This window comes from Thalassospira profundimaris, assembly GCF_003326755.1.
GTDB lineage: Bacteria > Pseudomonadota > Alphaproteobacteria > Rhodospirillales > Thalassospiraceae > Thalassospira > Thalassospira profundimaris_B.
The window spans coordinates 274,256-287,458 of sequence record NZ_JPWH01000003.1 but is presented as its reverse complement, the minus strand read 5'-3'; the positions used below and the strand labels follow the sequence as shown (position 1 = coordinate 287,458).

The following is a 13,203-nucleotide window of genomic DNA, read 5'->3' as shown; positions in this document are numbered from 1 at the left end:
GGATCACTCCTTATTTGCTTCAAGCGGACGCAATGATTTACCGATACGGTCCAGTACCGCATTGACCAAACGGGGTTCGTTTTCATCAAAAAACGAATGCGCTACATCCACATATTCGGTGATGACAACCCGCATCGGAACATCTTCACGCATCATCAATTCATAGGTCCCGGCCCGCATGATGCTGCGCAAAACAGATTCCAGCCGTTTTGTCGTCCAGCCTTTTTCAAGGGCACCGTCAATCAGGGCATCAATATCAATCAACCGGTTTTCAACACCCTGCACCAGATCGGCAAAAAAACCGCGATCCGGATCAATCAGGTTTTCATTCGGTTCGTCACTGTCACGCTGCCCCTGTCCATCAAGGCGGAATTCGGAATATTCCTGCACAACACGCCCTGCGCCAGCCTGCGACAGATCAGCCTGATACAATGCCTGTATGGCGGCAAAACGCGCGGCACTACGACGCTGGGCGATGGAGGGTTTCGATTTGTCGGTCATTACTTGTGATGTATTCCAAAATGGTTTTGAACTTCGATCATACGCAGAACGGCATTGGCAGCCTCGCCGCCCTTGTTTTTTTCGTCCGCGCTGGCACGTGCCAAAGCCTGGGCTTCGTTTTCAACGGTCAGAATACCATTGCCGATGGCCAGGTTGTAATCCAGGCAAAGCTGCATCAGCGCCCGGTTGGCTTCGTTACAGATATGATCATAATGCGTGGTTTCCCCGCGGATCACACAGCCAAGCGCCATATAACCGTCATAACGCGGGCCGGTTGCCAGTTCATTCATCGACTGCACGGCATAGCGGATCGCAATGGGAACCTCGAAGGCACCGCTAACGGAAAGACGGTCCCAGGTTGCCCCGGCCGATTCAAGCGTGCTGGCAGCACCTTTCACCAGATCCTCAACGATATGGGTGTAATATGGCGCATCAACAATCAGGATGTGCGGGGAACTTGTGCTTTTCATTTTTCCTCCGAGACGCAAAGCGGACGCTGATCAACCAGATTTAGACCAAATCCGTCAAGCCCTACGATGTGACGTTTGGTGTTTGAGAGCAAAATCATGTCTCGCACTCCCAAATCATGCAAAATCTGGGCGCCGACACCGTAGTCCCTAAGATCTGAGTCTACCGAGTCTGTGCCCGCAATATCATTACGCAATCCTGATCCATCACCCCCGTGACGGTCGATAAGGCCGGCAACAGCACTGGAAAGGCTATTGGCACGTGCCTCGCGGATAAGGACAATAGCACCCCTTCCTTCCTCGGCAACAGCATTCATCGCGGCATGCAAATCACCACCATGCCCGGTCTGGCGGTCGCCCAGCACATCCTCAAGCACATTTAAGGCGTGAACACGCGTCAACACAGGTGCGCCATCCGAAATATCGCCTTTGGTCAGGGCAACATGCTCGGCATAGTTCAGAGTATTAACAAACAGATGCAGATCAAATTCACCGCCATGAATGCTTTCGATTTTGGTGGTCGCTTTACGTTGCACAACTTTTTCATGCTTGCGACGGTACCGGATCAAATCGGCAATCTGGGCGATTTTCAAATTGTGCTTTTGCGCAAATTCCACCAGTTCGGGCAAACGGGCCATTTCGCCGTTTTCATTCATGATCTCGCAAATCACCCCCGACGGATTAAGCCCCGCCAGGCGGGCAATATCCACCGATGCCTCGGTATGGCCCGCACGGACCAGAACGCCGCCATCACGCGCACGCAACGGGAAAACATGCCCTGGTGTCACAATGTCATGCCGGTCACTTGTCGGATCGATGGCAACCGCAATCGTCCGGGCACGATCAGGGGCCGAAATGCCGGTGGTTACACCGGTTTTGGCCTCGATCGACACGGTAAACGCGGTTTCGTGCCGTGTTCCGTTGGTTGCCGTCATTAAAGACAACCCCAAATGATCGCACCGGGTGGATTCCAGTGTCAGACAAATTAAACCGCGCCCGTGCGTCGCCATAAAATTAATGGCCTCTGGTGTCGCCATTTGGGCCGGTATCACCAGATCCCCTTCATTCTCGCGATCTTCATCATCTACAAGAATGAACATGCGCCCGTTGCGGGCTTCCTCGATAACATCTTCGATGGGCGACAAATGACGATGCGGCATAACGATCAGTCCTTTCCAACCATTCGGGCTACATAACGGGCCAGCATATCGATTTCAAAATTAAACCGATCGCCCACTTTACGACCGCCCAGGGTGGTGTGAGCCTGGGTATGCGAGATGACGTTAATGCCAAAACTGTTGCCCTCAACCTCGTTCACCGTCAGGGAAACACCATCAAGCGTGATTGATCCCTTGCGGGCAACGTAACGGGCAAATTCGGCGGGTAGCTCGAAGGTCATGCGCATGGAATCGCCTTCAGGATGCAATGCCGTCAGGATTGCCACACCGTCAACATGCCCCGAGACAATATGCCCGCCAAGTTCGTCGCCCAGACGGAGGGATTGCTCAAGATTCACACGGCTCCCGACATCAAGATCGCCCATTGTGGTCATTGCCAGACTTTCGGCCGAGGCTTCGATCGCAAACCACCCCTCGCCCTTTTCAACAACCGTCATGCAGGCACCACTACATGCTATCGATGCACCCAGGTCAATTTTTGACGTATCGAATGCCGTCGTGAACTCGAACCGGGTATCACCCTTTTTTTCAATTTTACGAACGGTTCCGATATCGGTGATAATGCCAGTAAACATATAAATTAATCCGTTATTTTATCGTAACTTATCAAAACATCCTGACCAACGGCCTCAACTGAGCGACGGTTGAAACGCGGCATATTTCCGAGGTTATCCAACCCCAGTTCCGCAATAAGGCCTCGCCCGTCCGCACCGATAATGCCAGGGGCCTGAAAATGCAGAATCCTGTCGACCAGGTCTTGCCGCACAAAAGCCGCGGCAAGCGCCCCGCCACTTTCGACAAGAATACGCGTAAGCCCCTGTTCTGCAAGAACATGCAATACATCATGTAGGTCAAAATGTCCGTCCGCGCATCGGGCGGAAAACACTTTTACGGCTGTTTGGGCAAAATTCTTTTCAGCGCGTGCTTTATATTGGGATGCGACGAGCAGCCAGGTCGGTGTTTCGCCTGCTGAACGCGCCAGATGACAATCGGGCGAGATACAAGCGGTTCGATCCAGAATAATCCTGACGGGAGAGTTCTGTTGTCGACCAGGAATGCGACATCGCAAATCAGGATTATCCGCCAGAACCGTCGTGGCACCAACAAGAATGGCATCGTGATTGGCGCGATAAAAATGGCCTTTTTCCCTGGCACGGCCGCCTGTAATCCATTGGCTGGCCCCATTGGCCAGGCTGGAACGCCCATCAAGGCTGCCTGCCAGCTTTAATGTCACAAGCGGCCTGTTTGCGCTCACACGCATTAGAAAACCGGCATTATGCGCGTAGGCCTCTGACGCCATAAGGCCAGTTTGAACAACAATACCGGCATCTTTCAACATTTGATGACCGCGCCCGGAAACCCGGGGATCAGGGTCTTCCAGGGCACTGACCACACGGGAAACCCCCGCCTCGATCAAGCCAAGGGCGCAAGGCGGTGATTTGCCAAAATGACTGCACGGTTCCAGTGTAACATAGGCTGTTGCGCCCTGCGCATTCTTACCGGCCTGATCAAGTGCAACCCGTTCCGCATGGGGACGCCCGCCGGGCTTGGTCCAACCCCGACCAACTATTTCGCCCTGGGCAGATACAATAACGCATCCTACAGCCGGATTAGGCCAGACATTTCCCAATCCGCGCCGCGACAGGCTGAGGGCAACCCGCATAAAATGACGGTCATCATCACTAAAGATCGCCCCGGGCATGATTCCTATTCCGATGCCTCTTCGCTATCCTGCATGTTTTCCACGAAAGCCTCAAAATCCTTGGCTTCACAGAAATCCTTGTAAACAGAGGCATAACGTACGTAAGCCACCTGATCGAGGGCATGTAATGCCTCCATCACAATACCGCCGATGGTATCTGTCGTAATGTCGCTTTCACCACTGCTTTCAAGACGGCGCTGAATACCATTCAGGGCCTTTTCAACGCGTTCATCCTCGATCGGACGTTTGCGGCAGGCCAGAAAAATAGACCTTGCCAGCTTGTCGCGATCAAAAAGTTCGCGCTGTCCGTCTTTTTTAACCACCATCAATTCCCGCAATTGAACACGTTCAAATGTGGTGAAGCGTGACCCGCAAGCCGGACAAAACCGACGCCGACGAATGGCATGGTTTTCCTCGGTCGGACGAGAGTCCTTCACCTGGGTATCGTCGTGACTGCAAAACGGACAGCGCATTATCTGTTCTCGCTATATTTCAGAGAAATCAGCTATAGATCGGGAACTTGTTGCAAAGGTCCTGAACCTGGGCCCGCACCGAAGCTTCAACTTCAGCATCACCTTCCGGCTGATCAACCAGTGCATCAAGAACATCGGCAATCAGCTTGCCAATCAGCTTGAATTCTTCGGTGCCGAAACCGCGCGTGGTGCCCGCGGGTGTGCCAAGACGAATGCCCGAAGTTACCGTCGGCTTTTCGGTATCAAACGGAATACCGTTTTTGTTACAGGTGATCCCTGCCCGCTCGAGCGCCACATCAGCAACGTTGCCCTTTAACCCCTTTGGCCGCAAATCAACCAGCATCAAATGGGTGTCTGTACCATTGGTGACAATATTGAACCCGCGCGACTGGATAACATCCGCCAACACCCGGGCATTATCAACAACCTGCTGGGCATAGGCCTTGAATTCCGGACGCAGTGCCTCGCCAAAGGCAACGGCCTTGGCCGCAATAACGTGCATCAGCGGGCCACCCTGCAGGCCCGGAAAGACGGCCGAATTGATTTTTTTGCCGATTTCCAGGTTGTTCGACAGGATCATGCCGCCCCGCGGACCACGCAGCGTTTTATGGGTGGTCGTGGTAACAACATCGGCATAGGGCAGCGGGCTCGGGTGAACGCCACCAGCGACCAAACCGGCAAAATGCGCCATGTCGACCATCAAATAAGCGCCAACTTTATCGGCGATTTCACGGAAACGTTTGAAATCGATCTGGCGGGGAATGGCCGAGCCACCGGCAATGATCAGTTTCGGATTATGCTCGACAGCCAGGGCTTCAACATCATCATAATCAATCAGGAAGTCCTGTTCACGTACGCCATACTGAATGGCGTTGAACCATTTACCCGACTGGGCCGGTCGCGCGCCATGTGTCAGGTGACCACCGGCATCAAGCGACATGCCCAGAACAGTATCACCCGGCTGAAGAAGTGCCAGCATAACGGCACCATTGGCCTGCGCACCCGAATGCGGCTGAACGTTGACGAATTCACAACCAAACAGTTCTTTTGCCCGATTAATGGCCAGCTCTTCGGCAACATCAACATATTCGCAGCCACCATAATAGCGGCGTGACGGATAACCTTCGGCATATTTGTTGGTCAGTACCGACCCTTGCGCTTCCATCACCGCCTTGGAAACGATGTTCTCCGAGGCAATCAGTTCGATCTGGTTTTTCTGACGGTCAAGCTCGTCGGAGATGGATTTGAACAGTGCCGGGTCTGCGTCTGACAGGCCGGTTGAGAAAAAGCCGTTAAAAGACATGCGCGAGCCTTTCGATAAAACGGAAAATAAAGAGCCCAAGAGCCCTGGTGCGTGCCATATGGCAAATTCGATTATTCGGGGTGAGTGAGCTTTTCAACACGGCGTTGATGGCGTCCGCCTTCAAAAGCCGTCGAAACAAACACGTTGACACAATCCAGCGCTACGGCCTCCCCTAACAGGCGGGCGCCAAGACACAACACGTTTGCGTTATTGTGCTGACGGCACAATTCAGCCGAAAGCCGGTCATGAACCAGGGCAGCGCGAATTTCGGGATACCGGTTTGCCGCGATGCTCATGCCAATGCCGGATCCGCACACCAAAATACCGCTTTGCGCTTTCCCCTCGATAATGGTTTTGCTCACGGCATAGGCATAATCGGGATAATCAACTGATTCGGAACCATCAGTTCCAAGATCAAGAACCTCGTATCCCTGCCCGGTAAGCTGCGAGACGATCAAGGTTTTGAGGTCGACACCGCCGTGATCGGCAGCAATCGCAATGGTTTTGGTCGACATTCCCAGCACCCTTTTCAAACTGACAGTGAAATTTGAGCGCCTTTTAGCACATCACCATCACGATGCCAACGCACAGTCGCGCTGTCAGGTGTGGGTTCTGCTATGCGCATTGTGCGACCAAAAGCACTTGGCTGCGTGATCATTGGTTCGGCATCATTCAAATACAGGGCATTAGCTGCGAGGCCTGCGATAAATAAATCTCGAAAAATCGGGTAACATCCTAGTCATCGTGCAGAAATTGACTATATTACAGGAATAAGCGAAATGTCATTTTTTCCTGTCAACTATACCGCTGTACCTTTGTTTGAATTAATGTTATTTGTTAAGTATAAAAATGACGTTTGCTCTAAATTTTTCCGCCATTATTGAACAAACGTAAATGCTGATTATCTACCCTTCCTGCCGCATTGTTTGCCGCACTTGGGGACTGGTTTAAGGACGCAAGAAAAAATGAATGACGTTCCAAATGACACCTTTGATCGTGATGAGCTTCTGCAAATGACAGTCGATATCGTTTCGGCTTATGTCAGCAACAATGCGCTTGCAGCAACACAGCTTCCGGAACTGATCACAACAACCTTCCGGTCACTTGAAGATTTACGGGGTGTCGAGGAGATTGAGGAAGAAGAGCCGCTGAAACCGGCGGTCCCGATCAAGAAATCAATTGGTGATGACTATATTATCTGTCTTGAAGACGGCAAAAAACTGAAAATGCTTAAACGTCATCTTCGTACTACTTATGATATGACACCGGAAGAATACCGTGCAAAATGGGGTTTGTCGGCCGATTATCCGATGGTAGCGCCCAATTATGCAAAGCAGCGTTCGCAATTTGCCAAAAAGATCGGGCTTGGCCGCAAAGCTGATTGATCCAAAGCCGCGATAGCCTTTAATAAACTTGCTTTCCGGCGCCCTTACTGCAAGGGCGCCTTTTATTTATCTGATATAAAACTGTATTTGAGCTTTCTTTTTTGCAAGTAAACGAAAATCATTTTTAAAACGCGAGGCTTGGCAAATAGCGCCGTGCGTTCCAAAAGAAAAGTCCGGCGCATGACACGCCGGACTAAAAGGAAATCACCCCAGATTAGCAAGACTTAGTCTGCATAATCGTAAGTGCCGTTTTCCCACTTGTAGAAAACGTAACCCGGTGCTGCAACGTCACCTTTGGAGTCAAAAGAGATTGAACCAAGGACGGTATCAAATTTGTCTCCGCTCTTGAGTTCTTTGACAACCGGATCAAAGTCGGTCGTACCAGCTTTATTTGCGGCCTCTGCCCAAGCCTGAATCGCACCGTAGGTATAGAGAGTGTAACCTTCCGGTTTGTAGCCTTTGGCTTCAAAATATTTGACGAGATCGGCGTTACGCGGATCTTTTTCAAGTGCCGGACCAGCGGTGAACATGGTGCCAGCACCGGCATCACCCGTAATGGACCAGTATTCCAGGGTGTTGATCGCATCACCAGACATTGCCAGCGTATCCATACCCTGAGCACGCATCTGACGCACAATCAAACCAAGTTCGGTATGATAGCCACCATAATACAGCACATCGACATTTTCGGATTTCAGCTTTGTCACCAGTGCCGAATAGTCTTTTTCGCCCGGCGTGATGGCTTCATACATCACTTCCTTGACGCCAGCCTCATTCAGGAACTTCTTGGTTTCGTCGGCAAGCCCCTTGGAATAAGCCTGTTTGTCATGAACGATGGCAATACGTTTATCCGCAAAATGTTTCGCCAGATATTTACCGGCAACTTCACCCTGCTGATCGTCACGGCCGCAAACGCGGAACACGTTGTCCAGACCACGTTCCGTCAGCTGCGGATTGGTCGAAGCCGGTGAAATCTGAATGATGCCTTCTTCATTGTACACTTCCGATGCCGGGATAGACGAACCCGAGCAGAAGTGACCGGCAACAAGGGCCACATCCTTGCTCACCAACTGGTTGGCAACAGCAACAGCCTGCTTGGGATCGCAGGCATCATCGCCAACTTCCAGAACCAGCTTTTCACCGTTCACACCACCGGCCGCATTGATATCTTCAACCGCTTTGGTTGCACCCTGACGCATCTGTTCACCGAATGCAGCATATGGACCGGTCATTGGGCCAACGGTTGCAATGGTGATGTCAGCCTTTGCCGCCCCCATCGACAGGACAAGCGCAGATGCAGTTGCCAGAAGGCCAAGCTTGGTTTTCGACATAAGAGAAGTCTCCCTGTTCCAAAGGTTGGTTCCGACACCATGCCAGAACCATCTTTTAGGATATGAAACCGGCCTGGTTATTTTGTCCATTTACCGGTTTCATCTCCTGGTACTCTAGCACCCCGTTACGAGTGTGCAATAGTACAAATCCACTCTTCACCAACAAATGGTTGTATAGACATGTTGGTGAAATGTTATTTCATTCAACCCCTTCGCGAGAACGATAGGCAAATGGGCCAACACGCTCATACAACCAGGGATACTGGGACAGCATCTTGTTCACCCGCACAACCCGAAAAGAGGTCATGGCAATGGCAAACAGGATCACCGTGTCAAAGATGAACCCGGACAATGACAGCAGTTCACCGCCAAACAGGGCGTATCCAAGAAAACGGGATGTTAACCCCAGCAGAATTGAATAAGGCACAAGATGACCCACTGGACGCCAGGTATTGGCGACGGCCTGACCGGTCATCATGGCGCAAAAGCCCATCAGGATAATCGTAATCCCGATTGTGACACCAAGGCTGGTACCTGTAATTGCTTCCATTACGCTTTCTCCTAGTGTCCACCTTCAAGATACGCCGCGCGCACTTCGGGATTTGCCAGCAATTCAGCGCCGCCACCGGACATGGTAATGTTGCCATTAACCATGACATAGCCGCGATGTGCGAGTTTCAACGCATGGAAGGCGTTCTGTTCAACCAGGAACACAGTTACCTTGTTTTCCTTGTTGATCTTTTTGATGGTGTCAAAAATCTGCTTGACCACCAGCGGCGCCAGCCCCAGCGAAGGCTCATCGAGCAACAACAGACGCGGACGGCCCATCAGGGCGCGACCAATCGCCAACATTTGCTGTTCACCACCCGACATGGTACCGGCACGCTGGCTGATGCGTTCCTTAAGACGCGGAAACAGGTCAAACACCATTTCCAGGTCTGAATCGAAATGCTTGGGATCCTGGGTACAGGCCCCCATTTGCAGATTTTCATAGACCGACATCCGCGGGAAAATACGGCGTCCTTCCGGTGACTGCTGAATGCCAAGCTGACATATCTCGTGTGTCGGCATCCGGCTGATGTCGGTACCTTCAAACAGGATACGCCCCTTTGTCGCCTGCGGGGCCCCGCAGCATGTCATCAGAAGGGTTGTTTTGCCCGCACCATTGGCACCAATCAGCGTGACAATTTCACCTTCATTGACTTCCATATCAATGCCCTTGAGGGCTTCGATATTACCGTAGAAGGTATGCACACCTTCAATTTTCAACATGGTCATATCGATGTCTCCCTCACTGCGCCTTCGGATCAAGGTGAAGATCACTGGCGACTTCCGGCGGAAGTTCGTCATCTTCTTCTTCACCAAGATACGCACGGATCACCGCCGGGTCGTTCTTCACGGCATCGGGGTTTCCGTCTGCAATTTTCTTGCCGTAATCGAGCACGATCACATGGTCTGAAATCTGCATGACCACGCTCATATCGTGCTCGATCAGCAACAGACCAATGCCCTGCTCGTCACGGATGCTCTGCAATAGCAGGTTCAATTCCGCAGATTCACGCGGATTGAGGCCTGCCGCCGGCTCGTCAAGGCAGAGAAGTGACGGTTCGACGCACATTGCACGGGCAATTTCAAGGCGACGCTGATTGCCGTAGGGAAGATTACCGGCATTCCAGTCTGCAAATTCGTACAGACCCGTCTTGTTCAGCCAAAACTTCGCCCTTTCCAGAGCCTCCTTTTCGGCACTGGCATATCGCTTCAAATTGAATAGCCCGGCCAGTGAAAACAGGGAGGCATCCATCAGACGGTTATGCTGGGCGACAATCAGGTTTTCCAAAACAGTCATCCCGGTAAACAGACGAATATTCTGGAAAGTACGGGCAACTCCGTTGTTGCGCGAAATCCTGAAACCCTCGGCACGTTCCAAAAGGCGCGGACCATCTTTGGCGTGCAATGTCAGACGGCCCTCGGTCGGAACATAAAAGCCCGTAAGGCAGTTAAAAACCGTGGTTTTACCCGCACCATTCGGACCGATAATCGCGGTAATCTCACGTTTATTGGCAGTAAAGGACAGATTATCAATCGCCACCAGACCGCCGAAACGCATTGTAAGATGTTCGACTTCAAGCAATTTGTTGTCGGTCATGAGTTTTCTCCGGCAACTTTTTCTTTTTTGCTCATATTCAGCAAAATCGTCGGATCACGGAAAGACAGAAGGCCGCGCGGACGCCACAACATGATGGCAACCATCCCTGCCCCGAAAATCAGCATGCGATATTCGGCCAGTTCACGGAACATTTCCGGGAAACCGATCATGACGATCGCCGCAAGAACCACCCCGATCTGACTGCCCATGCCGCCCATCACAACGATGGCCAGGATGACGGCCGATTCAAGAAAGGTGAAGCTTTCCGGGCTGATAAAGCCCTGACGGGTAGCAAAGAACGCCCCGGCAAAGCCGCCAAACATGGCCCCAATGGCAAACGCCGAAAGTTTGGTATTGGTCGGATTAATGCCAAGCGAACGACAGGCGATTTCATCCTCGCGTAATGCTTCCCATGCCCGGCCGATCGGCAACTTGCGCAGGCGCATGGTGACAAAGTTCGTCACCAAGGCGAGAATAAGGATCAGATAATACAGGAAAATCAGGCGGTGCATCGACGAATAATCGATGCCAAACAAGTCGGAAAAACTTGTGACACCTTCTGGTACCCGGCGCGAGAATTCCGCCAGACCGAAGAAAGACGGACGTTCGATCGACGCAATACCGTCCGGGCCACCGGTAAGATTGTACCAGTTAATCAGGACAACACGGATGATTTCCCCGAAACCCAGCGTCACGATGGCAAGATAGTCCCCCCGCAAGCGCAGAACCGGGAAACCAAGGATAATCCCGAAGCTGGCCGAGAAAATACCCGCCATCGGCAGGCAAAGCCAGAAGCTGAGACCGAAATGCTGGGACAACAGGGCATAGGAATAGGCACCAACAGCATAAAAAGCCACATATCCCAGATCCAGCAGACCAGCCAGCCCCACCACGATATTCAACCCCCAACCCAGCATGATGTAGATCATCACAAGGGTTGCAAGGTCGATGGCAGACCGGTTTTCGCCAAAAAGCAGCGGGAAGATGAAGAAGAAAAGAATCCCGACAAAACCGATTTTTTTGGTGTTTGTCCGATAGGCAACCTGCAAACGCGAAGAAATGCTTTGAGCTTTTTCTTCCTCGGTCACAACCCGTTTGGTGGAGGCCGAAAAATAGGCAATGGCAAAGACGACAGCAATCATCGCGACAAAGACGATGACACTGGTAACGCTTTGAAAGGCCATATCAAAGGTAACAGGTGCAGCCCAACGGTCGTCCATGTCACGAAACCGGACGAACATTTCAAACACCATCACCGCCGAAACCACTATCAGCACCGCCTGCAATAGACGCGACATGTGTTCGCGACGAACGATCAACCCAAGACGCCCGACAAGCGTCGAGGCGATAGCAAGGATCACCAGATCCCAGCGAAGGGCCAGTTCCAGCCCGGTCGGACGGTCAACCGTTTCCACGCCGAGGATCATAATCGACATCATGAAAGCGATGACGGCAAAGAACGCGAGTTCCTTGGCGATTTCAGCGGGCGTAACACGCGCAGATGTAAGCAAAGACGACATCAGACTTTCTCCACCTCCGGCTTGCCGAGAAGACCCCACGGACGGAAGATCAGCACCAGAACCAGAATGCCGAATGTGGCGACATCCTTGTATTCGATGGTGAGATACCCCGACCAGAAGGACTCAATAAGGCCAATCAGCAATCCGCCGAGCATTGCGCCTGGAAGAGAACCAATGCCGCCAAGAACCGCAGCGGTGAAAGCTTTCACACCGGCAAGGAAGCCGATATAGAAATCGATCACGCCGTAATACAGTGTCACCATCATCCCGGCGACCGAGGCCAGGGCAGCGCCCATGACAAAGGTGGTTGAAATGGTACGGTCGACATTGATGCCCAGCAGGCCGGCCATCGTACGGTCCTGCTCGCAGGCGCGCTGCGCACGTCCAAGCGATGTTTTGGCAATCAGGGTTGAGAAAACAACCATCAGAACAAAGGTCAGCACGATAATAATGATCTGCATGTAACTTAGCTGAACATTAAAATTCGGGCTTTCCATCAGCGTGATCCCGCCCTTGATAAAGGGCTGCATTGCCTTGACACGCGCACCCTGCGCAATCTGGACAAAGTTCTGAAGGAAAATCGACATCCCGATGGCAGAAATCAGGGCTGCCAAGCGGAATGAACCACGCAAGGGTCGATATGCAATGCGTTCAACGCCCCAGCCATAAACCGAGGTCATCACCATTGATACAACCAGCATCAAAAGAAGTGTTAACGGCAGAATGCCGCTAATTCCCGCCGCCTGACAGATCAGGAACGTAATCAGGGAATGAAAAGCGCCCAGCATATAGATTTCGCCATGCGCAAAGTTGATCATACCGATGATGCCATAGACCATCGTGTAACCGATCGCAATGAGCCCATAAATGGCGCCCAGCGTCAGACCATTGATCAATTGTTGTAAAAAATAAGCCCAATCCATTGCTCAACCTTAGATTTGGCACAGACAAACGCCGTCCTCGACAGCAAGGCCGCAGGCATAGAACAAGGATATACAAATGTTTTTGGGTAAGAACCCATCTCCCCATTGCCCCCTCGCAAACCTCCGCAGCCTCCGTCTTTTTGTTATCGGGGTATCCCCGCTTTTAAGTTACCGGACGCGACCATTCTTTTGTGGTTCTGGGTCCGACAACGCGATTTACGATTGAAACCTTAGACACATGTGTTCAAAGGCTGCAAGCGTGTTTGGAAAATTG

At 51.9% G+C, this 13,203-nt stretch carries 15 protein-coding genes; 1 reads left to right on the top strand and 14 read right to left on the bottom strand.

The window, feature by feature from the left end; translation table 11 throughout:
* Window positions 1–3: 3 nt before the first annotated feature.
* The 8 genes from nusB to rpiB form a co-directional block, all read right to left on the bottom strand.
* The gene (gene nusB, locus TH25_RS05905) at window positions 4–501 is read right to left on the bottom strand and encodes a transcription antitermination factor NusB (RefSeq protein ID WP_114087492.1); all 498 of its coding nucleotides are present in this window, start codon (window positions 499–501) and stop codon (window positions 4–6) included.
* Complete coding sequence (locus TH25_RS05900; RefSeq protein WP_114087491.1) at window positions 501–971, bottom strand: 6,7-dimethyl-8-ribityllumazine synthase; 471 nt, start codon at window positions 969–971, stop codon at window positions 501–503. Before TH25_RS05900 ends, nusB begins: the two co-directional genes overlap by 1 nt.
* Window positions 968–2,128 carry a 3,4-dihydroxy-2-butanone-4-phosphate synthase gene (gene ribB / locus TH25_RS05895; RefSeq protein WP_114087490.1) on the bottom strand — a complete coding sequence of 387 codons (1,161 nt, stop codon included), beginning with the start codon at window positions 2,126–2,128 and terminating at the stop codon, window positions 968–970. Before ribB ends, TH25_RS05900 begins: the two co-directional genes overlap by 4 nt.
* Window positions 2,129–2,133: 5 nt before the next feature.
* Window positions 2,134–2,721 carry a riboflavin synthase gene (locus TH25_RS05890; protein ID WP_114087489.1) on the bottom strand — a complete coding sequence of 196 codons (588 nt, stop codon included), beginning with the start codon at window positions 2,719–2,721 and terminating at the stop codon, window positions 2,134–2,136.
* 5 nt (window positions 2,722–2,726) lie between these two features.
* Entirely contained in the window at window positions 2,727–3,848 is a 1,122-nt protein-coding gene (gene ribD / locus TH25_RS05885; RefSeq protein WP_258549049.1) for a bifunctional diaminohydroxyphosphoribosylaminopyrimidine deaminase/5-amino-6-(5-phosphoribosylamino)uracil reductase RibD, read from the bottom strand.
* Between the two features lie 5 nt (window positions 3,849–3,853).
* Entirely contained in the window at window positions 3,854–4,321 is a 468-nt protein-coding gene (gene nrdR / locus TH25_RS05880; protein ID WP_114087488.1) for a transcriptional regulator NrdR, read from the bottom strand.
* A 28-nt stretch (window positions 4,322–4,349) separates the two neighbouring features.
* Window positions 4,350–5,624 (bottom strand): serine hydroxymethyltransferase, encoded by a 1,275-nt coding sequence (gene glyA, locus TH25_RS05875; RefSeq protein ID WP_114087487.1) that lies wholly within the window; start codon window positions 5,622–5,624, stop codon window positions 4,350–4,352.
* 71 nt (window positions 5,625–5,695) lie between these two features.
* Window positions 5,696–6,139, bottom strand: a complete 444-nt coding sequence (gene rpiB / locus TH25_RS05870) for a ribose 5-phosphate isomerase B (protein ID WP_114087486.1) — start codon at window positions 6,137–6,139, stop codon at window positions 5,696–5,698.
* A 450-nt stretch (window positions 6,140–6,589) separates the two neighbouring features.
* Between rpiB and TH25_RS05865 the strand changes: the two genes are divergently transcribed.
* Window positions 6,590–7,009: a Ros/MucR family transcriptional regulator gene (locus TH25_RS05865; RefSeq protein ID WP_114087485.1), complete on the top strand. Its 420-nt coding sequence runs from the start codon at window positions 6,590–6,592 to the stop codon at window positions 7,007–7,009.
* Between the two features lie 224 nt (window positions 7,010–7,233).
* On the opposite strand, the gene TH25_RS05860 is transcribed toward TH25_RS05865, so the two are convergent.
* The 6 genes from TH25_RS05860 to TH25_RS05835 all read right to left on the bottom strand — a co-directional run bounded on the left by TH25_RS05860 (window position 7,234) and on the right by TH25_RS05835 (window position 12,929).
* Window positions 7,234–8,340, bottom strand: a complete 1,107-nt coding sequence (locus TH25_RS05860) for a branched-chain amino acid ABC transporter substrate-binding protein (protein ID WP_114087484.1) — start codon at window positions 8,338–8,340, stop codon at window positions 7,234–7,236.
* Between the two features lie 199 nt (window positions 8,341–8,539).
* A complete protein-coding gene (locus TH25_RS05855; protein ID WP_114087483.1) occupies window positions 8,540–8,890 on the bottom strand; it encodes a DUF6867 family protein in 351 nt (116 codons plus the stop codon).
* An 11-nt stretch (window positions 8,891–8,901) separates the two neighbouring features.
* On the bottom strand, window positions 8,902–9,612 hold the full coding sequence (locus TH25_RS05850) for an ABC transporter ATP-binding protein (RefSeq protein WP_114087540.1): 711 nt from the start codon (window positions 9,610–9,612) through the stop codon (window positions 8,902–8,904).
* Between the two features lie 19 nt (window positions 9,613–9,631).
* The gene (locus tag TH25_RS05845) at window positions 9,632–10,486 is read right to left on the bottom strand and encodes an ABC transporter ATP-binding protein (RefSeq protein ID WP_114087482.1); all 855 of its coding nucleotides are present in this window, start codon (window positions 10,484–10,486) and stop codon (window positions 9,632–9,634) included.
* Entirely contained in the window at window positions 10,483–12,006 is a 1,524-nt protein-coding gene (livM, locus tag TH25_RS05840; RefSeq protein ID WP_258549048.1) for a high-affinity branched-chain amino acid ABC transporter permease LivM, read from the bottom strand. Before livM ends, TH25_RS05845 begins: the two co-directional genes overlap by 4 nt.
* A complete protein-coding gene (locus tag TH25_RS05835) occupies window positions 12,006–12,929 on the bottom strand; it encodes an ABC transporter permease subunit (protein ID WP_073954487.1) in 924 nt (307 codons plus the stop codon). Before TH25_RS05835 ends, livM begins: the two co-directional genes overlap by 1 nt.
* Window positions 12,930–13,203: the final 274 nt, after the last annotated feature.

Bases quoted from the DNA above. Each gene is read 5' to 3' on its own strand.
- nusB (WP_114087492.1), bottom strand. From the start codon at position 501: ATGACCGACAAATCGAAACCCTCCATCGCCCAGCGTCGTAGTGCCGCG.
- TH25_RS05900 (WP_114087491.1), bottom strand. From the start codon at position 971: ATGAAAAGCACAAGTTCCCCGCACATCCTGATTGTTGATGCGCCATAT.
- ribB (WP_114087490.1), bottom strand. From the start codon at position 2,128: ATGCCGCATCGTCATTTGTCGCCCATCGAAGATGTTATCGAGGAAGCC.
- TH25_RS05890 (WP_114087489.1), bottom strand. From the start codon at position 2,721: ATGTTTACTGGCATTATCACCGATATCGGAACCGTTCGTAAAATTGAA.
- ribD (WP_258549049.1), bottom strand. From the start codon at position 3,848: ATGCCCGGGGCGATCTTTAGTGATGATGACCGTCATTTTATGCGGGTT.
- nrdR (WP_114087488.1), bottom strand. From the start codon at position 4,321: ATGCGCTGTCCGTTTTGCAGTCACGACGATACCCAGGTGAAGGACTCT.
- glyA (WP_114087487.1), bottom strand. From the start codon at position 5,624: ATGTCTTTTAACGGCTTTTTCTCAACCGGCCTGTCAGACGCAGACCCG.
- rpiB (WP_114087486.1), bottom strand. From the start codon at position 6,139: ATGTCGACCAAAACCATTGCGATTGCTGCCGATCACGGCGGTGTCGAC.
- TH25_RS05865 (WP_114087485.1), top strand. From the start codon at position 6,590: ATGAATGACGTTCCAAATGACACCTTTGATCGTGATGAGCTTCTGCAA.
- TH25_RS05860 (WP_114087484.1), bottom strand. From the start codon at position 8,340: ATGTCGAAAACCAAGCTTGGCCTTCTGGCAACTGCATCTGCGCTTGTC.
- TH25_RS05855 (WP_114087483.1), bottom strand. From the start codon at position 8,890: ATGGAAGCAATTACAGGTACCAGCCTTGGTGTCACAATCGGGATTACG.
- TH25_RS05850 (WP_114087540.1), bottom strand. From the start codon at position 9,612: ATGTTGAAAATTGAAGGTGTGCATACCTTCTACGGTAATATCGAAGCC.
- TH25_RS05845 (WP_114087482.1), bottom strand. From the start codon at position 10,486: ATGACCGACAACAAATTGCTTGAAGTCGAACATCTTACAATGCGTTTC.
- livM (WP_258549048.1), bottom strand. From the start codon at position 12,006: ATGTCGTCTTTGCTTACATCTGCGCGTGTTACGCCCGCTGAAATCGCC.
- TH25_RS05835 (WP_073954487.1), bottom strand. From the start codon at position 12,929: ATGGATTGGGCTTATTTTTTACAACAATTGATCAATGGTCTGACGCTG.